The sequence below is a fragment of the Acinetobacter sp. BEC1-S18-ESBL-01 genome (assembly GCF_014169935.1).
GTDB classification, from domain to species: Bacteria; Pseudomonadota; Gammaproteobacteria; order Pseudomonadales; family Moraxellaceae; genus Acinetobacter; species Acinetobacter pittii.
Genome location: NZ_AP022302.1, coordinates 3425986 through 3452216 on the forward strand (window position 1 = coordinate 3425986; position 26231 = coordinate 3452216).

The 26231-nt window shown below is 39.9% G+C and carries 29 protein-coding genes and 1 pseudogene; 13 read left to right on the forward strand and 17 right to left on the reverse strand.

Going from position 1 to position 26231, the window contains the following annotated elements; genetic code table 11:
* Positions 1-41: 41 nt before the first annotated feature.
* Positions 42-821 (reverse strand): NRDE family protein, encoded by a 780-nt coding sequence (locus H7R46_RS16275; protein ID WP_005066100.1) that lies wholly within the window; start codon positions 819-821, stop codon positions 42-44.
* A 93-nt stretch (positions 822-914) separates the two neighbouring features.
* Here H7R46_RS16275 and lgt point away from each other — a divergent pair, with 93 nt between their 5' ends.
* From lgt to msrA, 7 genes and pseudogenes are all read left to right on the forward strand, one after another.
* Positions 915-1733, forward strand: a complete 819-nt coding sequence (lgt, locus tag H7R46_RS16280; RefSeq protein ID WP_005066098.1) for a prolipoprotein diacylglyceryl transferase — start codon at positions 915-917, stop codon at positions 1731-1733.
* Between the two features lie 80 nt (positions 1734-1813).
* A complete protein-coding gene (locus H7R46_RS16285) occupies positions 1814-2173 on the forward strand; it encodes a hypothetical protein (RefSeq protein ID WP_002115133.1) in 360 nt (119 codons plus the stop codon).
* A gap of 9 nt (positions 2174-2182) precedes the next feature.
* Positions 2183-2570 (forward strand): annotated as a pseudogene (locus H7R46_RS16290) (hypothetical protein); the annotation flags it as partial.
* Between the two features lie 143 nt (positions 2571-2713).
* The gene (thyA, locus tag H7R46_RS16295; RefSeq protein WP_002115009.1) at positions 2714-3556 is read left to right on the forward strand and encodes a thymidylate synthase; all 843 of its coding nucleotides are present in this window, start codon (positions 2714-2716) and stop codon (positions 3554-3556) included.
* Between the two features lie 44 nt (positions 3557-3600).
* Positions 3601-4110: a dihydrofolate reductase gene (locus H7R46_RS16300; RefSeq protein WP_003654807.1), complete on the forward strand. Its 510-nt coding sequence runs from the start codon at positions 3601-3603 to the stop codon at positions 4108-4110.
* 14 nt (positions 4111-4124) lie between these two features.
* On the forward strand, positions 4125-5180 hold the full coding sequence (locus tag H7R46_RS16305) for a DUF4105 domain-containing protein (protein WP_005066091.1): 1056 nt from the start codon (positions 4125-4127) through the stop codon (positions 5178-5180).
* A 100-nt stretch (positions 5181-5280) separates the two neighbouring features.
* Positions 5281-5805, forward strand: a complete 525-nt coding sequence (msrA, locus tag H7R46_RS16310) for a peptide-methionine (S)-S-oxide reductase MsrA (protein WP_002114706.1) — start codon at positions 5281-5283, stop codon at positions 5803-5805.
* Between the two features lie 57 nt (positions 5806-5862).
* Here the strand turns inward: msrA and H7R46_RS16315 are convergent, their stop codons facing one another.
* From H7R46_RS16315 to H7R46_RS16335, 5 genes are all read right to left on the reverse strand, one after another.
* Positions 5863-6267, reverse strand: a complete 405-nt coding sequence (locus tag H7R46_RS16315; RefSeq protein WP_000885432.1) for an ExbD/TolR family protein — start codon at positions 6265-6267, stop codon at positions 5863-5865.
* Positions 6267-6887 (reverse strand): MotA/TolQ/ExbB proton channel family protein, encoded by a 621-nt coding sequence (locus H7R46_RS16320; RefSeq protein ID WP_001011664.1) that lies wholly within the window; start codon positions 6885-6887, stop codon positions 6267-6269. The genes H7R46_RS16315 and H7R46_RS16320 overlap by 1 nt, the downstream gene beginning before the upstream one ends.
* A gap of 43 nt (positions 6888-6930) precedes the next feature.
* Positions 6931-7680 (reverse strand): energy transducer TonB, encoded by a 750-nt coding sequence (locus H7R46_RS16325; RefSeq protein ID WP_002114938.1) that lies wholly within the window; start codon positions 7678-7680, stop codon positions 6931-6933.
* A 380-nt stretch (positions 7681-8060) separates the two neighbouring features.
* Complete coding sequence (purU, locus tag H7R46_RS16330) at positions 8061-8924, reverse strand: formyltetrahydrofolate deformylase (protein WP_005066088.1); 864 nt, start codon at positions 8922-8924, stop codon at positions 8061-8063.
* A gap of 74 nt (positions 8925-8998) precedes the next feature.
* Entirely contained in the window at positions 8999-9691 is a 693-nt protein-coding gene (locus tag H7R46_RS16335) for a TetR/AcrR family transcriptional regulator (RefSeq protein ID WP_005066087.1), read from the reverse strand.
* Between the two features lie 112 nt (positions 9692-9803).
* Here H7R46_RS16335 and H7R46_RS16340 point away from each other — a divergent pair, with 112 nt between their 5' ends.
* The 4 genes from H7R46_RS16340 to H7R46_RS16355 all read left to right on the forward strand — a co-directional run bounded on the left by H7R46_RS16340 (position 9804) and on the right by H7R46_RS16355 (position 13681).
* A complete protein-coding gene (locus H7R46_RS16340; protein WP_005066084.1) occupies positions 9804-11252 on the forward strand; it encodes a coniferyl aldehyde dehydrogenase in 1449 nt (482 codons plus the stop codon).
* Between the two features lie 167 nt (positions 11253-11419).
* On the forward strand, positions 11420-11656 hold the full coding sequence (rpmB, locus tag H7R46_RS16345; RefSeq protein ID WP_000048256.1) for a 50S ribosomal protein L28: 237 nt from the start codon (positions 11420-11422) through the stop codon (positions 11654-11656).
* 12 nt (positions 11657-11668) lie between these two features.
* Positions 11669-11824 (forward strand): 50S ribosomal protein L33, encoded by a 156-nt coding sequence (gene rpmG, locus H7R46_RS16350; RefSeq protein WP_001205031.1) that lies wholly within the window; start codon positions 11669-11671, stop codon positions 11822-11824.
* 147 nt (positions 11825-11971) lie between these two features.
* Positions 11972-13681: a cation:proton antiporter gene (locus H7R46_RS16355; protein ID WP_005066082.1), complete on the forward strand. Its 1710-nt coding sequence runs from the start codon at positions 11972-11974 to the stop codon at positions 13679-13681.
* Between the two features lie 35 nt (positions 13682-13716).
* On the opposite strand, the gene H7R46_RS16360 is transcribed toward H7R46_RS16355, so the two are convergent.
* The 10 genes from H7R46_RS16360 to H7R46_RS16405 form a co-directional block, all read right to left on the reverse strand.
* Entirely contained in the window at positions 13717-13995 is a 279-nt protein-coding gene (locus H7R46_RS16360; protein ID WP_002114792.1) for a hypothetical protein, read from the reverse strand.
* Between the two features lie 112 nt (positions 13996-14107).
* Positions 14108-14611 (reverse strand): DUF6586 family protein, encoded by a 504-nt coding sequence (locus H7R46_RS16365; RefSeq protein ID WP_005066079.1) that lies wholly within the window; start codon positions 14609-14611, stop codon positions 14108-14110.
* An 80-nt stretch (positions 14612-14691) separates the two neighbouring features.
* Positions 14692-15054 carry an ASCH domain-containing protein gene (locus H7R46_RS16370; protein ID WP_002115036.1) on the reverse strand — a complete coding sequence of 121 codons (363 nt, stop codon included), beginning with the start codon at positions 15052-15054 and terminating at the stop codon, positions 14692-14694.
* Positions 15055-15063: 9 nt separating this feature from the next.
* Positions 15064-15303 (reverse strand): RNA recognition motif domain-containing protein, encoded by a 240-nt coding sequence (locus tag H7R46_RS16375; RefSeq protein WP_002115113.1) that lies wholly within the window; start codon positions 15301-15303, stop codon positions 15064-15066.
* A gap of 73 nt (positions 15304-15376) precedes the next feature.
* Entirely contained in the window at positions 15377-17356 is a 1980-nt protein-coding gene (locus H7R46_RS16380) for an ATP-dependent helicase (protein ID WP_025469764.1), read from the reverse strand.
* A 114-nt stretch (positions 17357-17470) separates the two neighbouring features.
* The gene (locus tag H7R46_RS16385) at positions 17471-18052 is read right to left on the reverse strand and encodes an HdeD family acid-resistance protein (RefSeq protein ID WP_014208303.1); all 582 of its coding nucleotides are present in this window, start codon (positions 18050-18052) and stop codon (positions 17471-17473) included.
* A 126-nt stretch (positions 18053-18178) separates the two neighbouring features.
* Positions 18179-18937 carry a hypothetical protein gene (locus tag H7R46_RS16390; protein ID WP_005066068.1) on the reverse strand — a complete coding sequence of 253 codons (759 nt, stop codon included), beginning with the start codon at positions 18935-18937 and terminating at the stop codon, positions 18179-18181.
* A gap of 89 nt (positions 18938-19026) precedes the next feature.
* Positions 19027-21663, reverse strand: coding sequence for a type I DNA topoisomerase (gene topA, locus H7R46_RS16395; RefSeq protein ID WP_005066066.1), 2637 nt, complete (start codon positions 21661-21663; stop codon positions 19027-19029).
* A 35-nt stretch (positions 21664-21698) separates the two neighbouring features.
* Positions 21699-22148 carry a hypothetical protein gene (locus H7R46_RS16400; protein WP_005066064.1) on the reverse strand — a complete coding sequence of 150 codons (450 nt, stop codon included), beginning with the start codon at positions 22146-22148 and terminating at the stop codon, positions 21699-21701.
* Positions 22149-22296: 148 nt separating this feature from the next.
* Complete coding sequence (locus H7R46_RS16405; protein WP_002115061.1) at positions 22297-22674, reverse strand: winged helix-turn-helix transcriptional regulator; 378 nt, start codon at positions 22672-22674, stop codon at positions 22297-22299.
* A gap of 99 nt (positions 22675-22773) precedes the next feature.
* On the opposite strand from H7R46_RS16405, the gene H7R46_RS16410 reads away from it, so the two are divergent.
* Positions 22774-23784 carry a zinc-binding alcohol dehydrogenase family protein gene (locus H7R46_RS16410; RefSeq protein ID WP_005066060.1) on the forward strand — a complete coding sequence of 337 codons (1011 nt, stop codon included), beginning with the start codon at positions 22774-22776 and terminating at the stop codon, positions 23782-23784.
* 54 nt (positions 23785-23838) lie between these two features.
* Here H7R46_RS16410 and H7R46_RS16415 read toward each other — a convergent pair whose 3' ends face one another.
* Positions 23839-24084: a SlyX family protein gene (locus H7R46_RS16415; RefSeq protein WP_002115104.1), complete on the reverse strand. Its 246-nt coding sequence runs from the start codon at positions 24082-24084 to the stop codon at positions 23839-23841.
* A gap of 32 nt (positions 24085-24116) precedes the next feature.
* On the opposite strand from H7R46_RS16415, the gene H7R46_RS16420 reads away from it, so the two are divergent.
* Positions 24117-26027, forward strand: coding sequence for an ATP-binding cassette domain-containing protein (locus tag H7R46_RS16420; RefSeq protein ID WP_005066057.1), 1911 nt, complete (start codon positions 24117-24119; stop codon positions 26025-26027).
* Positions 26028-26231 lie beyond the last annotated feature (204 nt).

The window sequence follows — 26231 nt, forward strand, 5'->3', positions numbered from 1 at the left end:
GATGATTAAAAATGCCGGTCAATTGATCGGCATTTTTATTATCATCGATTTAAGAGAACCTGTTGCTGAACAATTTGCCCACCATGCTCGCCTTGTTGGGTCTTTTCCAACCAAAGCCATTCGTTATTGGTCATTCTTAAAAAATTTGAACAACGTGTGCCATACACAGGGCTTTGAATAAAAGTCGATGATAATAACTCTTCCATTTCTGGCTGAATGCCCGTATTGGGTAATAATGCCGTTGTGACCTTACGTTCATCTTCAAGAATATCCCATGCAGCATGTTGCAAAGTTAACTCTTCCGTCTGGTGCTGAAGCATAGGCAAAAACTCTTGCGTAAAACGTGTTCTTAAATGTCTGGTTTTTTCCCAATGTTCAGACATCAAACCATTTGAAACCACATAAACACCATTTGCTAATACTTGCGGGGCTTCACCACGGTTACTCATATAAACCGCTTGATCAGCATTTCCCATAAACAGGTTAAAGCCAGCGAAGTTCTGTTGCTGCTGTTCTAATTGTTGAGCAAATCGAATCGGCAATAAATCTGACTCTAAAAAAGCCTGAACTAAATGCCCCCGAGAGGTTTCATATGATTTCTGATCTCGTCCATCCCTAAAATTGGTCAAGACAGCCCATCGGCCTTGAGGTGTAACGCCCATCCAAGTCCCACCCGACTGTAAATCTTGCCCAGCAATAATCGGTGTATGTTGCCACTGATGTAATAAAGCTGTTGGTCGATGGTAGAACTCATCCCGATTTGACATAAGACATAAGGGCATATCATCCAGAACATGCCATGCTAAAGCCACAATACACATCTTTTCTTATTCCCTATCTTTACACATTGAATGTACAACATTTTTCACATCATTCCGCTACAATCTGTCAAAACGTAAGATCAAGGAGCAGCAATGCTGACCTATCCTAATATCGATCCGGTCGCAATACATCTAGGACCTCTTCAAGTCCATTGGTATGGACTCATGTATTTATTGGCATTTTTATGTGCTTGGGGGCTTGCTTCCTACCGTGCCAAACAGCGTGATGGCTGGACATCAGAAATGGTTTCCGATCTGGTGTTTTACGGTGCTTTAGGTGTCGTTCTGGGCGGTCGTGTCGGCTATGTCCTTTTCTATGAGTTTGATAAATTCCTTGAAAATCCGATTTGGTTATTCCAAGTCTGGACAGGTGGTATGAGTTTCCACGGCGGCTTTTTAGGCGTCATGATTGCGATGTTATTTTGGTGTAAAAAATATCAAAAAACATGGTTCCAAACTCTCGACTTTATCGCCCCATGTGTACCGACTGGCTTAATGTTTGGGCGCTTTGGTAACTTTATTGGTGGAGAGCTATACGGTCGTGCAGTAACTGACCCAAATTATCCATTCGGTATGATCTTCCCGACCGATCCATTACAACTGGTACGCCATCCATCACAAATTTATCAAGCAATTTGTGAAGGCTTAATCCTATTTATTGTCTTGTGGTGGTTTAGTTCAAAACCACGTCCACGCATGGCGGTTTCTGCCCTATTTTTAATGGGCTATGGTGTTGCACGCTTCGTAATGGAATTCTTCCGTCAACCAGATGCCGACCAAGGTTTTATTTTGTTTGGCTGGATGACTAAAGGTCAGATCCTCACCGTTCCAATGCTATTAATTGGCCTTTGGATGATGTGGTATGCCTACCAAAAGAAAATTTATGACTGGGGCCCACAAAAGAACAGTTAATATGATAAATCAGAGGAGTTTCGGCTCCTCTTTTCTTTTTTATGCTACAGTTTTTACTCTCCTAAAAATGAAGATACGACATGCTGGAATTCTGGTTTAACACTCAAGTCCCGACATTTAAAAAATTAGTAATTTTAATTATTACACTGTTGATTTGTATTGGATTATATCAATACCAACCACTGCCTTTAGATACCATTCTAATGTTTACAGGAACTGGGGTTATTTTTTTAATCTGTCGCTATTTTAAATTGCATTTTGCTCAAAAAAATCCAACTGGCCTACTTTATCGCCTGCTGACTTGGATCCCTATCGCACTGTTATTTGCACTTATTTTTGTTAAAACAATGCCGAACTTGCTGATCTGGGGTGTGCAAGGAATCGCTTTTATGGCGCTTGCTGCTTTTATTTTTTCACCTCAATCACTTTTTAATAAATAGGCTCAATATATGTTGGCTTATTGGTACAGCGCACCACGTCACATCAAACTTATCTTCATTATTGTTGTTTGTGTTGCAGTTTATGCTGCTAATCAAGTTCAGGCCCTATCTCCTATTTATACAATACTCAGCCTTATTTTCGGGTTTGGTTTACATATTGGGCATTACTTGAATACCAAACTTTCAAACAACACATCAGGCAAATCGAGCTTGGGACTTTTAATCAAAATCTACCCTATTTTGATCATTATTATTTTGATGTATTTGCTCCCTGTTCAGCATAAATGGAGTCATCTCATACAAGCTTTAGGCTTTGTAGTGGTTGGATTTTTTCTTGTTTCAATTTATCAAAATCGCGCTAAAAGATTTAACTAAACACATTCAGCAAAAATATCTTAGAACTAATTTTAGATTTTCATCTTGAGCTACAACAGGTATCATCTTCAGTGGTTCATGATGAAGCAGCTCTATTGAGTAATTATTTATCTTGTGAGCTATCTCCCTTCTATTTTATGGAATTAATCCGAACTCGAGAGTGTTATGCGTGCATATTTAGACCTACTACAACATATCCTTGATAATGGCGGTGACAAAGGCGACCGTACAGGCACAGGAACCCGTTCTGTATTTGGTCATCAAATGCGTTTTGATCTCTCTAAAGGTTTTCCTTTACTCACCACAAAAAAAGTTCATTTCCGCTCGATTGTGATTGAGTTACTTTGGTTTTTAAAAGGCGACACCAACGTCCAATACCTAAAAGACAATAAAGTTTCAATTTGGGATGAATGGGCAACAGCAGAACAAACTGCTCGCTTTGGCCGTCCAGAGCATGAACTTGGACCAGTCTATGGTCATCAATGGCGTAATTTCGGCGCAACTAAAAATGCTGACGGTACTTATAATCAAGATGGTTTTGACCAGATTAAATGGTTAATTAACGAAATTAAGACCAATCCAAACTCGCGCCGTTTAATTGTTTCTGGCTGGAACCCGAATGAAGCTGGACAAGTTGCCTTACCGCCTTGCCATACGCTCTTCCAATTTTTCGTACAAGACAACAAGTTGTCATGCCAGCTTTATCAACGTAGTGCCGACGTGTTCTTAGGCGTGCCTTTTAACATCGCGAGTTATGCTCTACTCACCCATATGATTGCTCAAGTGTGCGGTTTAGGTGTAGGTGATTTTGTCTGGACTGGTGGTGATACGCATCTTTATGCCAACCATTTTGAGCAGGCACGACTACAATTAACGCGTGAACCATTACCACTTTGCCAATTAAAACTTAATCCGGAAGTTAAAGACCTTTTCGATTTCAAATTTGAAGATATCGAGATTGTAGGTTACGAGTCACATCCGGCAATTAAAGCACCAGTTGCAGTATAAAGACGGCTTAAATTTCATTAGATTACGGTTTAGAGAATAAGATTATGGCATGGCAAAATGTAGAAGTTGTCCACGTTGTGGCAATGGACAAAAACCACTGTATTGGTAAAGGCAATGCGTTGCCATGGCATATTTCTGCCGACTTAAAACACTTTAAAGAAATTACCCAAGGCGGTGTGGTCGTGATGGGCCGTAAAACACTTGAGTCTATGGGCCGTGCTCTACCAAACCGTGTGAACTGGGTAATTACCCGTGACATTAACTGGCAATTTGATGGCGTTAAAGTTGCGTATTCAATTGAAGATGCTTTAAATGCAGCTTTAGAAGATGTAAAGAATACCGAAAAACAAGCTTTATTCATCATTGGTGGCGGCGAGATATTCAAGCAAACCTTATCGATTGCAGACCGTCTTGAACTTACTCATGTTGACTTAGATGTGCAAGGTGATGCACATTATCCAACAATACCGAGTGAGTTTCATAAAACTGCAAGTGAACAGCAAGTTGATGAAAAATCAGGAACTTCATTCGAGTTTGCTACTTATAAAAAATAATTTTATGGATGCCTATGCACAATATCGGAACACGTGAATTTATTATTGCTCTACTTTTTGGGCTATTACATAGTTTATTCACGCTGTTTATTGTGTTCTCTAGCATTTGGGTATGCGTAGCGCTTTGGGTTCAACAACCTTTTGGCTGGTTAGGCAGCCGCATACTCATTGGCATCTGGATTGCTTTTGCTCTCAGTATGGCTGGCTTATATGTTGAAGGTCATATTATTAGCCGCCGTACCGATATCCTGATTTATCTTTTAGCGTTTGCCTGCTCTCTTGTTTGGTATTTTTCCATTACCGCACGTCAAGACCATGACTGGAATCCTGAAGTTGCCAATATACTGAGTTACGAAAAGCACGGCGATGTGATCACTTTGCACAATGTTCGTAACTTCAACTGGCATCCTGACGGAACCTATGATGTGCGATGGGAAACCCGAACATTTGATCTTAAGCAATTAAATGGCATAAACATCATTGCCTCTTACTGGATGGGACCACAAATTGCTCACACACTGGTAAGCTTCGAATTTAAGAATCAGCAACCTTTGGTCTTCTCAATCGAGATTCGCAAAGAAAAAACTGAAGAGTTTTCAGCAATTGGCGGTTTTTTTAGAAAATATGAACTTAGCTTAATTGCTTCTGATGAGAAAGATATTGTCTATACGCGTAGCAACATCCGCAAAGAGCAAGTTTATAATTTCCCAGTCAATATGCCGCGTAGCGAGCAAAAAGCGCTATTTTTAGAATATCTTAAGAAATCGGATGAGCTACGCAAAAAGCCTGAGTGGTACAACACACTTACGAGTAACTGTACAACTTTAATTTTTGATATGGTTCAAGCAATTAACCCCTATGAACTTCCTAAAGACTATCGTCTAATCGCTTCGGGTTACTTACCTAATTATTTATATGACCTTAAAGCACTTAATCAAAATATCAGTTTAAAACAGTGGTATCAAATTGCGCATATCAACCCAAGAACTGAAAATTTTGAACAGCTTTCAGATCAGAGTAGTCAACACTTCTCTCAAATCATTCGACAAGGTTTACCTAAAGCTAAATGAAATAAGTAATGCACTTTTCTTTACTTTTTTATACATGCTTTACTTTGTATTTTAAATACATAAACCCTATTGTAATAGGCAGGAAATAGAGGGAAAAACAATGCAACAGGCATTATTTGGCGGCGGCTGTTTTTGGTGCGTCGAAGCTGTATTTTTACAAATACGCGGTGTAGAAAAAGTAACGAGTGGTTATGCAGGTGGACACACCACTAACCCTACCTACGAGCAAGTATGTCAAGGAGACACCCAGCACGCTGAGGTGATCTTAGTCGACTTTGATGAACAGCAAGTAACTTACTCCCAGTTACTCGACGTGTTCTTTGCGACTCATGATCCAACGACTTTAAATCGCCAAGGTAATGATATCGGCACGCAATACCGCTCTGTTATTTACTACTATAACGAAGAGCAAAAGCAGGCAGCGGAACACACGATTCAGACTCTAAAAAATGACGATCTTGATATTGTGACTGAGCTGTCCCCTGTTCCGACATTCTATCCAGCAGAAGAATATCATCAGAATTACTATGCAAAGAATCCTTCACAAGGTTATTGCAACTTTGCGATTCCACCAAAGCTGCTCAAGCTATATAGTAAATTCCAGCATCTGATGAAAGATCAATAAATCAGAGCAATAAAAAAGCAACCAGTTTGGTTGCTTTTTTATTGAGTAAACTAAATTTTAGTTTTCACTTACAAAGGCAATATCGCTCAGTCCGGCTTCACTGGCGCGAGACATTACCTGAGCAACAGTATCGTACTTAGACTCTTTATCAGCACGAAGTTGAACTGTTGGTTTAACATCACCTTGACCTGCTTCTTGAAAACGTTTTTGAAGCTCATCTAGGCTAATTACTTGAGTATCCCAAGCCACTTCACCATTTGCATTGATACTAATCGTAATTGCTTTTGGTGGTGGATCAATAATTTCAGCAGTTGTTTTAGGAAGCGTTAATGGAATCGATGGGTTGGCAACTGTTGCTGTGACCAAAAAGATGATCATTAACACCAACATAATGTCGATTAGCGGAATGAGATTCATCTCATTCATGCCACTATCGTGGTCTTCACCCAATTGAAAAGCCATTAAGCTTGACCTCCAACGTAACTTTGCTGTGCAGTTTTAACATCAGACTTTACAGTTGAGTCTTGCTGCAACATCGTGTCAATTAACAAGCTGTGCGCTTGGTCTTGTAAGTCGTGAGCAAGACCACGGTTTGCACGTACACAAATGTTATAAGCCAATACCGCTGGAATCGCAACTGCAAGACCAAGACCCGTCATAATCAGTGCTTCACCTACTGGTGTAGCCACTTGAGCCAAACCTGCTTGTCCGCTTTTACCTACGGCAACCAGCGCATGGAAAATACCCCAAACAGTACCAAACAAACCTACGAATGGTGCAATTGAAGCAATCGTTCCTAAAACAGAAATACCTTTATCAGCATTGGCTTTTTCAGCAGAAATCTGACGAAGTAATGCCTGCTCTGCAACCGCTTTACGCTGTTCAAAACTCAACGGTTGTAACTTTGCTTTTAGCGAAGTGATAGCCTGAGAAAGTTGAGCATAAGCTTGTTGTTTTAGCTGGCGAGTCCCCATCAAACGTAAGATGAAAACTGTCCAGGTAGCAATCGACATTGCCAATAAGATGAAATACAGGGTTTTACTCACTGCATCTGCATGTTGCCAATAGATTGAAAAGTTCATATTGAACTCCTGATTAAGGTTAGCCGTTGGGACTCAAATTCATTTAAGGGGTTAAATCAAAGGGTTGCTCTGCTTTAATTGGATAAGCAACACCATTTTCCATATAAGGTTTAAATTTCGCACCGCGAACAGCACGGACTACTTTGTCATCTAGACTTGAAATACCACTACTTCTAGTCACTCGTACATTAATAATTTTGCCTTTTTCATCGGCTTCAATAAGTACCATGACAGAGCGTGCTTCGCCTTGTAAATCTTTTGAAGAAACTGTTAAACGTGGTGAGCGGCTCCACTGTACACCCGAACCACCAATTGAAACGCGTTTCGGTGATGGATCTGGGGCAGGTTGAGCTTTAGGCGCTTCTTGTACCACTGGTTTTGGTTTTTCGATAACTTTTTCAGTAACAGTTGTCGTTACCACTTTGGTTTCAACTTTAGGTTCTGTCTTTACTGTTTCTTTTGGTGTTTCAGCTTTTTTCACCTGTTGAATTTTTTCCACTTTTTTAGGTGGTGTCACAGGCTTTTCAACAACTTTAACTTCTTTTACCTCTTTCTTAGGTTCCGGCTTTTTAGGCGGTTCCTTTGGCTTAGGAGGTAGTGGTTTTGGTTGCTCTTGAATTTTTACGAAACGTACCTGTAAAGGCTTCTTCTCGATTGGCTTTAATTCAGCAGGCTTAATATGGCTGACTGCCCATAAGACCCCGATATGACCAATTGCAACCGCAATTAGTGCCGTGATGACTTTCTTTTTCATCGGATTGGGAGAGTTTAAGGCTGCGGAAGATTGACTCATAAGAATCTAATTACCTAATGGATGATGATTTCAGATTTCTATTTGTAGAAACGATTTCAAACATCGGATAGAACAATAAAGTGCCACAATAATAAATGAGAAGTGTTTTCATTTGCAACTATTTTTTGAGAAAAACATTTGCTCAATATCACTAATTTGTATCAGTTGAGTGTCTTTGCTTTTGTTTTCTCATAGTTACATGAACGCATATCTCTTGTTCACAAAGTGTTTAATCTAACTTAAATAGTTAGATTAATTTCACTATGAAGAGATCAAATCCTACCATAAATTTATTCAATATTGTTACGTTATATCATTTCAATAGTTTTTTTGATATAAAAAAACACGCATGAAGCGTGCTTTTTTAAAATAAGCGTTATTTAAAAAACAACCGTCTTGTTACCATCAACAATAATACGGTCTTCTAAATGCCATTTTACTGCACGAGCTAATACATTACGTTCCACATCTTCACCTAGCTCACGAAGTTGCTCAACATTATAGTCATGGCTTACACGCTCAACGTCTTGCTCAATAATTGGGCCTTGGTCTAGATCAGCCGTCACATAATGAGCTGTCGCACCAATCAACTTCACACCTTTTTCATAAGCTTGCTTGTATGGATTAGCACCCACGAAAGCTGGCAAGAAAGAATGGTGGATATTGATGATTTTCATTTCCCATTTCGCAACAAAATCTTCGCTTAAAATCTGCATGTAGCGTGCAAGAACTAATAAGTCATTGCCCTGCATCATTTCATCAATTTGTGCATAAGCTTCAGCTTTATTGTCTTTCGTTACTTTAATTACAGTAAATGGAATACCGAAGTTCTCAACGGATTCACGTAAATCTTCGTGGTTAGAAATCACATGTGTAATTTCACAAGGTAACGACCCACGTGCATGACGCCACAATAACTCAAGTAAAGCATGGTCGACTTTAGAAACTAAAATACCAACCTTTTTAATTTCGTTTACGAAAGCAAGACGCCATTGCATGCCATAACGCTCAGCAACGTTAGCAGCAAATGTTTGAATTAGTGCATCTTTACGTGACTGTAAATGATCAAGTTCAAACTCAACACGCATGAAATAACGTCCACCCTGAGCTTCCGTCGCATACTGATCAAGCGCGGTAATGTTTGCACCTTGGTGGTACAAAAAGCTCGATACAGCCTGTACGATCCCAGGCTTGTCTTCACAAGTAATCAGTAAACGGGCTGTATTGGCAGTGGTCATATTCATTTGGTTAATATCACTTAATTGAGTCAAATTTTTAATAAGCCGAGTATTCTAGCGCTCTAAATAGGCAAGTACAACTATTCATCTTTTAACGACGACAAGCTGGCGAATAGATCAGAAGGCCCCAGTGAATCAAGCAACTGCTCGTAAGTTGCTCGGCTTTCTCCCATAAGATAAGGACCTTCAAGGAAAACCATTTGACGTAATGCCTGCCAAACCCATTTTTCTTCTAAATGGTTATTATCACTAATGTGACCAGACATATATAAAAAGTTTGTCCAGTTTGTTAATACAATCCATAAGTTAATAATGAGCGCTTCAATTTCAGATGGTGTCATTTTCATAAGGCCGGCATCGACAAAGGCTTGATAAATCTTTTGCCCCTGTTGCATGACCTGTCCCGCAAAACGAGGATAAATCTTTTTAAAGTCTTCGTTACTTTCAACTAAATGATAGACATCACGATGGATAAAACGGTAACTCCAAAGTTGACCACTTAATACTTGAAAATAGTTGATTTTATCATTGGTCGTTAATGGTCTGTCTTCAGGTAAAGAAAGCATGTCCAAAGTCTCAACCTGATATTGGTACATTAATTCTTTAATAATTTCATGCTTATTCCGAAAATGATAATACAAATTTCCAGGACTGATACCTAACTCCGCAGCAATATGATTGGTTGTAACCGACCGTTCACCTCGCTCGTTAAAAAGCTGCAAACTGATTTGTAAAATCCGGTCTTTTGTCTTCAGAGCTTTAGGTAGAGACATTTTAATAACCTTTAATAATTCACATGGTTAAGACTTAAACACATAAACCGACTTGACTATTTAGAGTATTTACTCTAAAAAATAAGTATATCAGTATATTTGGTAAGTACCGATGAACAGTCAAACAAAAACAAATCCAGAGACTCAGCTTCCTTATGATGTTAAGCATTTACATGATTTGCTTGAACAACAAAAGCTCGCTTATTTACGTCATCCGGTACCCACTGCTAAAGAGCGTATTGATCGTTTAGCTCGTCTTAAAAGAGTCTTGGTAAAATATCAAGATCAGATTGCCGAAGCAATTAACCTTGATTATGGCAATCGTGCAGTTATGGAAACAAAAATTGGTGAACTACTCACGAGTTTGGAACAAATCAAGTATTACAGTAAACATCTGACTGCATGGATGAAACCATCAAAACGCCATATCAGTGTATTACATCAACCCGCAAAAGGTTGGGTACAATATCAGCCTATGGGTGTGATTGGTATTATTACACCATGGAATTACCCATTATTACTTTCAGTGGGGCCTTTGATCTGTGCGCTAGCTGCGGGCAACCATGCCATGATCAAAATTTCTAGCGCCTCACCAAACTTTGGCCGAGTCCTTGAAAGTGCATTGGCAGAAGCATTCCCACAAGAACTAGTTGCTGTGGTAAATGGTGGTGGCGTTATTTCAGATGCGTTTAGCCATTTGCCTTTCGACAAAATGATTTTCACAGGCTCAACTTCTGTTGGTAAAACAGTGATGGCAGCCGCAGCTCAAAACCTAGTTCCAGTAATTCTCGAGTTAGGCGGAAAATCTCCTGCCCTAGTACATGCATCAATGGACATGAAAGATGTTGCCCAGCGTATTGCTGTAGGTAAATTGTGGAACGCAGGACAAACTTGTGTTGCGCCGGATCATATTTTCTTACCACGAGGCAAAACTGCCGAGTTCATCGAAAACTTTAAATTGATTGTAGCTGGAATGTATCCTCATTTCCGAAACAACCAAGACTACACATCTATTATTAATGATAAACAGTACAACCGCATTCAGGGTTATCTCGAAAATGCTCGTGATCAAGGCGCACGTATTGTTGCAATTAATCCGCAAAATGAAATTTTAGATGATGTCCGTAAAATTGCGCCGACTTTAGTCACTGGCGTGACAACCGCAATGGATATTATGCAAAATGAAATCTTTGGGCCTATTCTACCGATTTTAGAATATGACCAAATAGAAGAAGTCATCGAATTCATTAATAGTCGTCCACGTCCTTTAGCGATGTATTATTTTGACTATGATCAAGCGCGTGCTGACTATATTGCACAGCACACCCATTCAGGGCATTTTGGAATTAACATGGTGATTACCCATGTTGCACAAGATGATTTACCGTTTGGCGGAATTGGCGCATCAGGTATGGGTAAATATCACGGACCAGAGGGCTTTTTTAGCCTTTCTCATGAGCGTTCGGTGATGTCAAATCCAAAACTTTATAGCCTTAAATACATTCTTCCACCGTTCAATAAGCCGATTCATCGATTCATTTCGAAAACCTTGTTGCGCTAACTGATCAAGGCATGATCTGTTATACTAAATCATGCCTCGTTTTTACCAATTTCGCTTGTCTTTTAATCGTATTTTTGGTATAAAACGCCCCTTGAATGAATTCATCCGTTTACATTTAGTATGACTGGCCACAGATTTGCTGTTGGCTGAATCAATGGAGTTACACCATGTCTAAGGTTTGCCAAGTTACCGGCAAGCGTCCAGTCGTTGGTAACAACGTCTCACACGCCAACAACAAAACCAAGCGCCGGTTCGAGCCGAACCTGCACCACCACCGTTTCTGGTTAGAAAGCGAAAAACGTTTTGTACGTCTTCGTTTAACCACTAAAGGTATGCGTATTATTGACAAATTGGGTATCGAAAAGGTTGTTGCAGACCTTCGTGCTCAAGGTCAAAAGATCTAAGGAGTCTGAGCAATGCGTGATAAGATTCGCCTCGTTTCTTCAGCTGGTACAGGTTACTTCTATACCACGACTAAAAACAAACGTACTATGCCGGAAAAAATGGAAATCAAAAAATTTGATCCAAAAATCCGTCAACACGTGATTTTCAAAGAAGCTAAAATCAAATAATTTTAGCCTCGAAAAAAACGACTTCTTTATGAAGTCGTTTTTTTTTGCATTTTTTTTATACCTACCTTTTTGTTAAACTTTCTCTACATTCCGCCTTGGCATTTTTTATGCTTGTTTTTAGCCTAACTCACGTAAAAGGAGTTTTTAGTGCCGCATGACGTAGATTTAATTATTTTACTTGCTGTTGGTTTCGGCGTTGCCCTCATTTTTGGCTATATTGCAGCCCGATTACGACTCCCCCCTCTTATCGGCTATTTAATTGCCGGAATTATTATTAGCCCAAATACACCCGGTATAGAAGCAGATATCCACCTTGCCAACCAACTTGCAGAACTCGGGGTCATGTTCCTGATGTTTGGTGTAGGGATGCACTTTTCATTAAAAGACTTATTACTGGTTCGTCGTATTGCCTTGCCTGGCGCAATTCTACAAATCGCTGTTGCAACCTTACTTGGTATTGGCGTTTCAATGCTATGGGGATGGAGTTTCGGGTCTGCACTCGTTTTTGGCTTAAGTCTATCGTGTGCGAGTACAGTTGTATTATTAAAAGCATTAGGAGACCGAGGTCTTTTAGACTCAGTTAACGGCAAAATTGCTGTGGGTTGGTTGTTAGTCGAAGATTTAGTGATGGTACTGGTTTTAGTACTTCTTCCGGCTACAGCTGTTTTACTCGGTGGAAAAGCACCAGCAGGTGCAGACGGTAATATCTGGTTAACCCTTGGGATAACCTTATTAAAGGTGATTGGCTTTATTGCCTTTATGCTCATTGTAGGCAAGCGCGTTGTACCTATTATTATGCAATTTGTTGCTCGTTTAGGGTCACGAGAGCTATTTACGCTGACTGTCGTCGCTGCTGCTGTTTCGATTGCTTACGGTTCTTATGCCATCTTTGGGGTTTCAATGGCTTTAGGGGCATTCTTTGCAGGTATGGTCGTTAAAGAATCAGACTTTAGCCATCGTGCAGAGGAAGAGACTCTTCCACTACGTGAAATTTTCTCGATTTTATTTTTCGTTTCTGTGGGTATGCTGTTTGATCCACATATTCTTGTTGAGAGTCCGCTCCATATTTTAGCTGTTATCGCGATTATTATGGTGGGTAAGACACTTGCTGCAATGGCATTGGTTTTATTCTTCCGCTATCCAATCAATACAGCTTTAACAGTCGGGGCAAGCCTTGCACAGATTGGTGAGTTTTCATTTATTTTAGCAACACTTGGTGTTTCTTTAGGCTTATTAAGCTTAGAAGCTCAGAATCTAATTCTAGCGGGCGCTTTATTTTCAATTACGCTTAACTCTTTCATCTTCTCAGCGATTGAACCTGTACAACGCTGGATTCGTGAACGCTCTCACTTAGCTCGACTGCTTGAACGTAGCGGTGACCCATTGGCAATGTTACCCGATGAAGTTGATCAAGCTTACTTACGTGATCAGGTCGTAATTGTGGGATATGGCGGTGTAGGAAGACGCATCACTGAAAATCTAATTAATGAGAATATTAAGGTCGTTATTGCTGAAGAGAATCGTGAAATCGTAGAAAAACTACGTAATGCAAATATTGCTGCTGTGAGTGGTGTTGCTACTGAACCGAGTGTTTTAATTCAAGCACATATCATGCATGCACGTCTCTTAGTAATCTCACCTATGGATATTTTAGATATTCACCGTATCGTGACCATTGCCAAACAATTAAATCCTCAGATTCAGGTATTAATTTGCGCAGAAAGCAAAGAAGAAGCAGCGGTTATCCGTGATGAAAATATTGGCGAAGTGTTCTATGCAAAAGAAGAAATGGCAAAGAATATGAGTCACCACATCTTAAATCAGATCGAGCTTGCTCATCAGTCAACAATTCATTAACCCATATAAAAAGCGTACTCAAGAGTACGCTTTTTTTAACTCAAGAATTTAGGCTGTTCGTCTAATACCTCAGCCTGCCACTCGTTTACCTGCTTTTCCAGCAGTCCAAACAATGCAGCCTGAATCATATGCTGAGCAACAACTGGAGTCTGCTCACCCAAGATTGCTTTGACTTCATCGCTAAATTGAATTTTAACCAAGGGTTCATTCTCAGAACCTGCATTACGCAAGGCGAGTTCACCACCTTCGAGTTGAACTAATTCCAACACTGCTTCTTGATTTCCAAATAACTCTTTCAATTGCTGTATAGACATATACTTCCTCCATGTTTCAACATGGTGGCAAAGCACCCTTGCACTTTGCATCTCTTGTCTTATTTATATAGGCACACCTAGTCGAAATTTCAAGCATCTAGGCAGTTTAATTTTAGAACTCGACCATTTCGTTACGAAAACCATCAATTAAATGACTTAATTCTCGGTGCCATTCACGCAAGATTTTAACATCTGGCAACCAAGACTGAGGCCCTTGTGTCACTTTAATAATAAGGTTAGAAGAAGTTTCTTCTTCAGGAGTCGGTTCTTTTGGTTCTGGGGCGTATTGGCACATACGATAAGCTCGTTTTAACTCTGCAACAAAACCATCTTTTGCCAATTGCTGCAAAACGGACACTTCAGGGGAAACCTGTCCTTTTGCCGCCATATGTTCCTCAATAGATTTTAAGGTGGGTTGCAAATCATTTAAACGGTAATAACGTACCAATTCTTGTAAGAACGCTAACATTGCGCCATGTAAATGAAATACAGCTGCTTCACGGTAAGCTTGTACCTGCTGCACATGATCGGTCTGCTCTGCCTGTTGACACGCTAGACGTGCAAAATAGAGCTTCTGATTGGTACGATCGGCATGATAACGAGCAACACGTGACATAACTAAACTTTCCTGTTCTAAAATCGCCATTGCAATAGCTATTCTTAGCTTAACGACTCCATTGATAAAATCAACGTTATTTATGGTAAATCCAGCTCAACTTGATAAATTTTACGTTTAGCTAAAATTTTCACTGGCTGTTTTATAGGACGAACATTACTTAAGACCCAAGCAAAATACCCTTCACTCCAAGCAGATGCACAGGCTAAATTGACCTCGTCATTTCGCCAAGTATGAACTGAGTCGACATCAACTAAAGCGACAGCAACTCCCTCCTCTTCATCAGTATCTTTAACCAGAAAGTTCTGGTTTTCGACAATTAATAGATCTTTCACTGGTAACTGTGTAGGCACCCATGAACGTACTTCAAGTGTTTTTATACCTTTAGCAATACGAGTACCATTCGGCGTTACAATTGAGAGAGCTAAAAATTGTCTTTTCATCTGGAAAACTTATTCTTCGGCTGCTTTAACTCGAATTCCATAGCCTTTAACTTTAAGCGTATTTAAGCCTTTAATTGCCTTAATCGCTTCACGGGGATTAGGCATTTCAACAAAACCAAAGCCCTTCGATTTACCTGTATCTTTATCAGTCACAAGAACACATGTATCAACTTTACCATATGCCTTAAACAACTCTAAAACTTCAGCTTCACTTACAGCACGATCTAAATTACGAACTAATATTTTCATTTTCTAACCTTAATTGGCAATAAAAGGGAGAGCCAATATACATTTAAGTAATCACAGCGTCTTATACAGTAGTTTAGTCCAGATCGATACCAAAACCTAAATTTACTGCAGGAGATCTGTTCCATTGTTTTTTAGTAAATTGCTGAGGTACTTGTCTATGAATTTTTGCTTGAACCAAGTGTGCAGGCAGATCATTTAAGAAATAACTCTCAATTTTACGACCTTGCTCATCATAAGTGTCTTGCGACCACGTATTAAGATTTTGCTTCGTCAAGATTAATTCATTTTCAGCACGCGTTAAGGCGACATACAGCACACGGCGCTCTTCCTCAACATCATCAAAATCACCCTGTGCTCTTGCATAAGGATATTGATTTGGCGATACGTGAGGTACATAACAAACTTTCTGTTCGGCACCCTTAGCTGAATGAATCGTAATTAGAGTCACTAAATCTTGATCAGCAGCTTTTTCAATTTCAGAAACTGAAATAGGTTCAAGCACATATTCTTCAAGGAATTCACCTAACGATGCATGCTTACGCGCAAGCTGCTTAACCAAATCAAAGTCTTTTAAACGGCGTGACCAATCTTTAGTTTTATAATTTTGCTCTAGCTGCTCACCTAAAGCATCGAGGGCCAAGCCAATACTTGCCTCGACATGCTGCTTTAATACATCTAGTTGTTTTAAAATTAAAATCGCTTGTAGAGGTACCTTGCCATGGCGTTCAAGTCGCTGACAACGCTCCTCGACATCAATAATTCCCATCAGCTCTTGGGCTAACTTACTGGCACCAACATCACCGATCCCATCCCACAAGGTTAAAAAACGCATCCAAGCTAAATCATCTTGAGGGTTACTCACAATACGCAGCAGGCTCAGTACATCTTTTACATGGGCCGACTCAAGAAGCTTTACCCCACCAATAAAACGATAAGGTATTTCAGCCGCAATAAAAGCTCCTTCTAGGTATCGCGCACTATAACCAGAACGAACTAACACCATATGGTCATGCCAGCTTGCACCTTGCTGATGGCGCGTTATTAAATCTTGTGCAATCCAGTTTGCTTCTTCAAACTCATTACCAAACAAATGTAGCTGTGGCTTTTGCCCTTGGCCACGATGTGCTTGTAGCTGTTTTTGATAATCAATTGGGCTATGTGCCAAAAGCCAATTCGATAAATCTAAGATTTCTTGAGTCGAGCGATAATTTAAAGCCAGTGTAAGAACTTCTGCATCAGGTATTCGTTCTTTAAAAGAATGAATATTTTCAAAGTCTGCGCCACGAAAGCCATAAATGGACTGAGCGTCATCACCCACGCAAAATAACTTCACTTTACCAATTAAGGGCTGCAACAAAGCCCATTGCAAAGGGTTTGTATCTTGCATTTCATCAACTAGCAATGCCTGACAAAAACCTGCCACCCAATTGGTCAACGCTTCTGAGTTTTGTAAATGAACAGCCACAATCGACAAGATATCGTCGTAATCTAAAAAATTACGCTCTCTTTTGCGTTGCTCATAAGTTTTCATCAACTCAGCAATTTGAGTTTTATGCTCATATGCATCTGGAAGCTGTTTGATTAATGCTTCAGAAAGCTTAGATTGAGTATTTCTTGCATAGGAATATAGATCACACAGCTCTGCCGCTTTAGGTAAAACATTATCTTTGTCTTTACCTCTTAATAAACGGAACATCAGCAACTGATCATCACGATCAATAATACTAAATTGATTTAAGCCAAAAGCTTGTGGATTACGGCGCAGTAAATACATACAAAAAGTATGAAAAGTTGAAGCTCTTAGACCCTTTGCCTGTGCTCCTACATGCTGCTCTACTCTTGCAACAATCTCACTCGCAGCACGTCGGGTGAATGTTAAAATCTGGATTTGATTTGCTGGTAAGCCTTGATCAATTAAATAGGCAGCACGGGCAACAATCGTCTTAGTCTTGCCACAGCCAGCACCTGCCAAAACTAAACAGTTCTGCGCAGACGTCGTGGCTGCTTTTTTTTGCTGAGCATTTAGTTCATTAATTAATTTTGCAAGACTCATAACACATATCGCTAAAACACCAAGACATAGTTTAACAGACCCAACCACCGATGCATCTGCCCGCCCTAAAAACAAAAAGAGCACCTAAAGTGCTCTTTGATTCAACAATATTATTTAAGATACTGTTTTTGAACTAGATGGCAGATGCTTAATCGCAGAAGCCAGACCTAGAAAATTAATTCCTTGAAATAAGATATCTATGGCAAGGAACATGCCTAACACCCAAAAAGGTGAATCTTTAGAAACCAAAATCAAAATACCTGTAGCGAGTGTTAATAATCCTGAAAATAAGGTCCAACCCCACCCAGTAATTGGTTTAAGTAAAATCGCGTTTACTGTACGTATAGCTCCAGCAATAATCAGTGCTATTGATAATAAACTCGTCAAAACTACCGCTGTCGTTACGGGAGTAGAAAAAGCATAATAGCCCGCCATTAGATAAAGCACACCAAAAAGTGCCCATAACCAACGGCTTGCACCTTTAAAGACACTAATGGCCGCGACAAGATGTAAAACACCTCCAACCATCATGAGTATTCCAAATAAAAAAACCACAGAAAAGGTCGCAAATGGTAATGAACTAAACAAAATCAGACCAAAGCCAATAAGCACAAAGCCTAATATCAAATACCACTTACGATCAGCATGTAACTGATTACGCACCAAATCATTACCGACAGTTTTCATCATGGCCACTCTTATTATCAGGTATTAGAATTTCATCTACCTAATAATAGTGATCCACTTCACATTTTTTGTCTGTATAAGATCTGCATCGTTTCTTATCAATTAATGTGGATAAAGCAGTATTTATCCACAACTTTATTTCACCCAACCAATTTCTTGAGCTGTAGGTAAACCTATTATCGTTTCATGTAAACCATTCGGCATTTTACTGCTCTGCTCAGATAATGGTGTTCGACCACCCATGATTTCAGCGTCAGTTTGCGGATATAAAGGCACTTTTTCAGGGTGCGCGTAACCTAGAGGATAAAGCGGTTGACCAGTTTTTAAATCATATTTGTCTTGTGCCCCAAAGCCATGTAATAGCTCATGAACAATCACAACCTGATTTTGGGAAGCTTGTGTTTTAGTCGCAAATAAATTCACACTACCAATACGACCTTTTTCCAAAGCAGTCGAATGGATCAAAACTTTTTGATAATTGGGATCATAATAATTTAAATAGAGTTTAAGTGATGCCCCATTGTCTTCAGATTGTTGATGGCGCCATGCATAAAAACGGAACTTTAAACTCCACCACATCACATGAAAGATATTGGCATTTTGAGGAACCTCAGGAGGTCGCTGCTGTAATGGCTGACCTAAACGAATTACAAAGTTTCCTGATTGACCACGATAGTGTTGCGACCATTCTCCCAAATAATTTCTTATTCTCTCAAAATCAGTGTATTTTAACTGATGGATATAGCTCTGCGTTGTCTGCAAACCATCTGCATTAATAGGATGTAAAACGACAACAATAGGTTGATTCCAGTCTTGGTTTTGATCTCGCCATGCCTGAACAGCAACAATCAATAAAATAATTAACAAACATAAAACTCGAATGTTTTTCCACATTCTTTTTCCCCATACATTTAAAAATTTTCTTTTATTGTTTTAGATATAAAAAATGCTAGCTGAGCTAGCATTTTTTATTGTGGACTTAATTAGCCCTCAACCCATTTACCATTTTGATAAATTAGGTTCCATTTGGTTTGTTTACCTTCTGGAGTTTCCGAGCCTACATATTGTGATTGATTCTTACGACTGAATTTCACAACTGTCGGATTACCTTCAGGGTCTACGTCTGGTGCTTGTAAAATAAATTGATATTTAGGATCAAGCTGAGCGGCAACACTACGCAATTCCGCAACTTTTGGCGCACGTGTTTCACGAATTTTCGGGAATTTACTTGCAGCCAAGAATAAACCAGCAGCACCATCACGCAACACGAAATAGTCATCATGCTTTGTTGAGCGCAAATGTTCCATCTTGATCGGTTCTACACGTGGAGGTGCAGGCTGACCACTTTTCAAGACTTTACGAGTATTGTCACAGCTTGTACAAGCGAAATACGGACCAAAACGACCAGTCTTAAGCTGCATTTCACCATCACATTTATCACACGGAATGGTTGGGCCATCGTAGCCTTTAATCTTGAACTCACCTTCTTCAAGCTCAAAACCATCACAGTCAGGGTTGTTACCACATACGTGCAGTTTACGACCACCATCAATCACATAGCTGTCCATGGCTGTGCCACATTTCGCACAACGATGTTTTGACATCAAGTCTGCGGTTTCAGCACCATCATCATCAGATAACGCTGCTAGAGACTCAACTGGCGTTAAGTTCAAGGTTCCTTTACAACGTTCTTTAGGCGGTAAGTTATATCCAGAACAACCTAAGAACACGCCTGTTGTACCTGTACGAATCTGCATTGGGCGTGAACATTCAGGACAATGTACCGCTGGCACTTCAACTGGTTGGTTACGGCGCATGCCGTGCTCGCCCTGGGCATTGGTCAGACGTTTCTTAAAGTCACCGTAGAAAGTATCAAGTAACTCTTTCCAGTTACGCTCACCTGTTGCAACTTTATCGAGCTGCCCTTCAAGGTCTGCGGTAAAGGCATAGTTCATCAAGTTATTGAAACTTTCATCAAGTCGATCCGTGACAATTTCACCCATTTTTTCGGCGAAAAGACGACGGTTTTCTAACTTAACGTAGCCACGTTCTTGAATTGTAGAAATAATCGCTGCATAAGTCGAAGGACGACCAATACTACGTTTTTCGAGTTCTTTAACCAAAGAAGCTTCAGTAAAACGTGCAGGTGGTTTAGTAAAGTGCTGACTTGGGTCTAACTTCTCTAATTTTAAAATTTCACCTACTTTAATTGCAGGCAAAATAATATCGTCATCAGACTTGTTAGCACCACGCACTCGTGTAAAACCATCAAATACAAGCGTACGGCCTTTTGCCTTCAATTCAACATTTGCAGCTTCAACCGTTAAAGTTGAAGATAAATATTCTGCTGGAGTCATTTGACATGCAACAAATTGACGCCAGATCAAATCATATAAACGCTGAGCATCACGCTCTACACCCGCAAGTTGATCACCTGTAAGTGCAACATTTGAAGGACGAATCGCTTCATGGGCTTCTTGAGCACCTGCTTTGTTCCCATAGCGGTTTGGCTTTGCCGGTAAATATTTCTCACCAAATTGGCTTTCAATATGGGCACGTACCATGCTTACTGCATCATCACTCAAGAACGTTGAGTCAGTACGCATATAAGTAATAAAACCTGCTTCATATAGACGCTGTGCCAGCATCATGGTTTTCTTTACAGAAAAACCTAAACGTGTACTTGCAGCTTGTTGCAGTGTTGAAGTGATATACGGTGCACTTGGATTTACCTTAGTCGGTTTATCTTCACGCTGTGCAACTTTATATTCAGCACCTTTTAAAACATCCAATAAAGCATCAGTTTCAGCTTTATTTTTCAGTTTAAGGGTTTTACCAGCTTGCTTAACTGCTTCAAGACGAATGTCATCTTTCTTGGCTTGCGTGTCTGCAAAAACTTGCCAGTATTCTTCCGGAATAAAAGCACGAATTTCTCTTTCACGCTCTACAACCAGTTTCACCGCTACAGACTGTACACGACCTGCCGATAAACCACGGGCAATCTTTTCCCACAGCAATGGTGAAACCATAAAGCCAACAACACGGTCTAAGAAACGGCGTGCTTGCTGAGCATTAACTCGGTTTAAATCTAGGCGCGTAGGTTGTTTAAATGCTTCTTGAATGGCATTTTTAGTAATTTCGTTAAATACCACGCGATGATAACGGCTGTCATCACCACCAATAACTTCTCTTAGGTGCCAAGCAATGGCTTCCCCTTCTCTATCCAAGTCCGTTGCGAGATAGATTGCATCGGCATCTTTGGCGAGTTTTTTTAGTTCAGCAACAACATTTTCCTTACCTGGCAGAACTTCGTAATGAGCTTCCCAACCATGTTCAGGATCAACCCCCATACGATTAACTAAAGCCTGACTGGCTTTTTGTTCTTTTTCTGCTTCAGTGAGTTTCGTCCGCGCAGCCGGCTTTTTCTCAGTTGATTTACTGCCACCTGTTGGCAAATCACGCACGTGACCTACAGAAGACTTTACAATGTATTGCGAACCCAGATATTTATTGATGGTTTTCGCTTTGGCAGGCGACTCCACAATCACTAAGGCACGTTTATGTGCAGCAGGTGCAGTAGATGCTGTGCTTTGAGATGCAGAGCGCGAGGTATTCGCCATATAAAATGTTATTCCTATACCAATAAATTTAAAAATCAGGCTTTAGCCAAGTTCAACAGATAAGCCTTCATCTCATCTAATTGTGTTGCTCTCAGGTCTGATTCCTCATCCCAATAAAGCCCTACACAGTTTGCCTGCATATCAATAGCATAAATCCCTTTTAATGCAATGGGAGAATCATTAAATTTCTCATCACCCTGAACCACTTTTAATTTGCCGTCTATAACGCGAGCACGCATTAAAGATAAACGGGCATCGGGAATCAATACACTATAATAAGCAACCATGCTGGCACGCTTTTCAGTCGCCATTGGGATATGCGTCCATTCGGGTGCAACGATTACACGTGGGTGTAAACCCATTTTACGAGCTTTATCACGCATAATACCAAGTGCCTTTTCACGTGGGCTCACTCTTAAACCAAAAATGGAGCCTAGTACGAAAAGAACAATGATAACGGTAACCCAAATTCCCATATTGTCCATAGCAAAACCTATTAATCTCTTTTATTAGAGTTGCATAAGCTGACCAGAAAACGCAAGTTTCATCATGAAAATAATGCCCGATACATGGGCAAGCTTCAAAATAGTCAGATTTCACAGTGCAAATTGCGATGAGCTGATACAAATATCATTAAGGATCCGGATGGCCATTAACAAGTGTCAGCTTTCCAAACTGGTCAATATGAGCATCCCCCCACTGTTTTAAAGCAAACAGAATTTTCTCAAGACTTTGTCCCAAATCAGTCAGGCAGTATTCTACTTTAGGTGGTACCTGAGGATAGACTTCCCGATGAATAATTCCATCTTGTTCCAATTCACGTAGCTGATTTGTCAGCATTCTTTGGGTAATACTCGGAACACGCTTTCGAATTTCGTTAAACCTCAAGGTGCCTTCATTAAATAAATGCCAAAGAATGACGCATTTCCATTTCCCATCAATCAAGCTAATCGCAGCCTCCACTGAACAACCTGGAGAGCAATCAAAACTTGAGTGTCTTGCTTTTGCCATTTTACAGTATCCTTTTTGACACTATGAGCGTTATTTGTCTGTAGTCACTTATTTTAAGCTTACGTTATGATCAAACTCTCAACAAGAGGAATGATAATTATGAAAGCTGTGGCATATCAAAAAGCTGGTCCCATTACATCGCCAGAAGCACTCGTTGATATTGAACTCGATGCACCTATTGCTGAAGGACACGATTTACTTGTTCGTGTACAAGCTGTCTCAGTAAATCCGGTAGATACTAAAATTCGAAAGAATGTAAACCCTGAGAATAATCAGTGGAAAACGCTTGGCTGGGACGCAGTAGGTATCGTTGAAGCGATTGGAGATAAAGTTACTCAATTTAAGATTGGCGATATCGTTTGGTATGCAGGTGCTCTTAATCGTCAAGGTAGTAATAGCGAATTACAACTCGTTGATGAACGCATTGTTGGCCATAAACCAAAAACTTTAGAAGTAACCGAGGCTGCAGCTCTCCCTTTAACTGCAATCACGGCTTGGGAGATGTTATTTGATCGCCTGCAAGTTCCAAAGAACGCGCCAGAAAACACAACAATATTAGTGATTGGTGGAGCTGGTGGTGTTGGCTCAATCACCATTCAACTTCTTAAACAGCTGACTAACCTAACAATTATTGCAACAGCTTCACGAGCAGAAACTCAAGACTGGGTTAAGCAACTTGGGGCAGATTATGTGTTAGATCATCGTCAACCTTTAGCAGCCCAAATCAAGCAATTAGGTTTAACTGCACCTTTATATGTGTTCTCGACTACTCAAACAGATCAGCATTTAGCAGATATTGTCGAGTTGATTGCACCGCAAGGCCGTTTTGGACTTATTGATGATCCTGAACAGTTAGATATCAAACCGTTTAAAACCAAGTCTGTATCGGTGCATTGGGAGTTTATGTTTACACGTTCAATGTTCCAGACTGAAGATATGGCAAAACAAAGTGCACTATTAAATGAAGTCAGCAAGCTGGTTGATGAAGGAAAAATTAAGACGACTGTGACAGAAGTTATAAGTCCAATTAATGCTGAAAATTTAAAACGAGTTCATCAACAAATTGAAAGTGGGACAACAAAAGGAAAGATCGTCTTACAAGGTTTTTAAACAAAATTGAAAATATTCCCAAATAAAAAGGCAAGTATCGAACTTGCCTTTTTATTAATAGTGGGGAGGTTTATTCGTTAATGGATCAAAAGGTGCAATGCCTTCTGATAAATCTGAAGATTCCACACGTTGATAAAGAAATTGCATTTGTTTTTTCAAATCAGCTATTTCTTGAGTTTGAATAGCGAGTTGTTGATTTAATTGTTCAACTAAATCATCCAAAAATGTAATTCGCACTTGCAAATCTTCAATGGGTGCGGAAAATGACGCTTGATCATCATGATATGGTGGTTTAGTCATTTAAATCCTCATTTGAGATTCTGGAAAACATTATGGCCTATATTACCCTAAGGGATGTCCAACTTGCTTTTGGCGGACCTGCCCTGCTCGATGGCGCGAACTTTAATCTAGAACGTGGCGAACGAGTCTGTTTAATTGGTCGTAATGGTGAAGGTAAGTCTACTTTACTTAAACTGATCGAGGGAAGCCTATTACCGGATTCTGGTGAAGTTTCTATTCAAAATGGTTTAACTGTTTCAATGTTAGCCCAAGACGTCCCAATGGATTCAGGTAAGGTTGCTGATATTGTGGCTGATGGTGCAGGAGAAGCTGCCGAAGTACTCAGAGCTTATCATGAAGCAACTGATGCTTGTATGCTAGGAGATATGGAAGCCTGCGATCGTATGGGTAATCTTCAGCATAAGCTCGACCAACTCGACGGCTGGGCACTCGAAAACAAGGTCAATGCCCTGTTAAGTAAAATGGGACTCGACCCAAACGCAGATTTGGCAGACCTTTCAGGTGGTCGTAAACGTCGTGTTTTACTGGCTCGTGCTCTTTTAACGCAGCCAGACGTATTACTTCTAGACGAACCGACGAACCATTTAGATGTTGAAAGTATTGAGTGGCTAGAAAAATTTCTACTCGATCAAAATAATTTAACGCTACTATTTATTTCGCATGACCGTTCTTTTGTAGACAGTATTGCAACTCGAATTGTTGAACTTGACCGTGGCATCCTACGTGGCTACGAAGGCAACTATTCACGCTATTTAGAGCTTAAAGCTCAGCAAATGGAAGCAGAAGAGAAACAAAATGCTCTATTTGATAAAAAATTAGCTGAAGAAGAAGCTTGGATTCGCCAAGGGATTAAAGCTCGTCGTACGCGTAATGAAGGTCGTGTTCGTGCCTTAAAAGCTTTACGTGAAGAATCAAAAGCTCGTCGTTCACAACAAGGCAAAGTGAGCATGGCGACTCAAGAAGCAAATCGCTCTGGTAAATTAGTATTTGATATTGAACACCTAAGTGTATCTTATGATGATAAACCGCTTATCAAAGATTTCTCTACGCTTGTTATGCGTGGTGACCGTATTGGTCTAGTCGGCGATAACGGTGTTGGTAAAACAACGTTAATTAAAGCCATTTTAGGTGAAATCGAACACGGTGGTTCTGTTAAGACTGGTACACAGTTAGAAGTTGCTTATTTTGATCAATTACGTAATGCCTTAGACCTTGAAAAAACAGTCATGGCTAACGTTTCAGAAGGTTCTGACTTTGTTGATGTAAATGGTAACCGTCGTCATATCTATAGCTATTTACAAGATTTCTTGTTCTCACCTGAACGTGCACGTACACCAGTAAAGGCCCTTTCTGGCGGTGAGCGTAACCGTATTTTGCTTGCTAAATTATTGCTTAAACCATCGAACCTGATTGTGATGGACGAACCAACCAATGACTTGGATATGGTGACTCTTGAGCTACTTGAAGAGATGCTTTCTGAATACAAAGGTACCCTATTACTCATTTCGCATGACCGTGCATTTATGGACAACGTTGTAACATCGACTTGGGTCTTTGATGGTAAAGGCAATATTGCAGAGTACATTGGTGGCTACCAAGACTATTTGCTGCAGCGTCCAGATGATAAAGTTGTAGACCAAAAGTCTGACGTTAAAAAAGCTCAGGCAAAAGCCGAAGCTGAAAAAGCCGCAGCTCAAAGTAACGTGAAAAAGGTCAAACTAAGCTATAAAGACCAACGTGAACTTGAACAACTGCCTGCCGAAATCGAGAAACTGGAAGTTGAACAAGCAGAGCTTTCTGACAAACTTGCAGATGGTTCGTGGTTTGTAAGTAATGCCGATGAAGCAACTAAAGCAAGTCAACGCCTTGCAGAAATTGAAGAGGTATTACTTGAAAAATTAGAGCGTTGGGATGAGCTTGAACAAATGAGCAAAGGAAATTAATTCGCGTTCTTTCCTACAATTTAAATAATAAAAAAGCCTCCTTAAATTAAGGGGGCTTTTTTAGAATATATAAATTTTAAAAGCACAAAAATCTATAAAAAACACTTGATGAGTGATTAAGTTTAGTCAGCATTAATACTTCAAAATGTCACTCTAATTGAATATAAGACTTATAAAAATAATTATGTTATATCTACCAATATA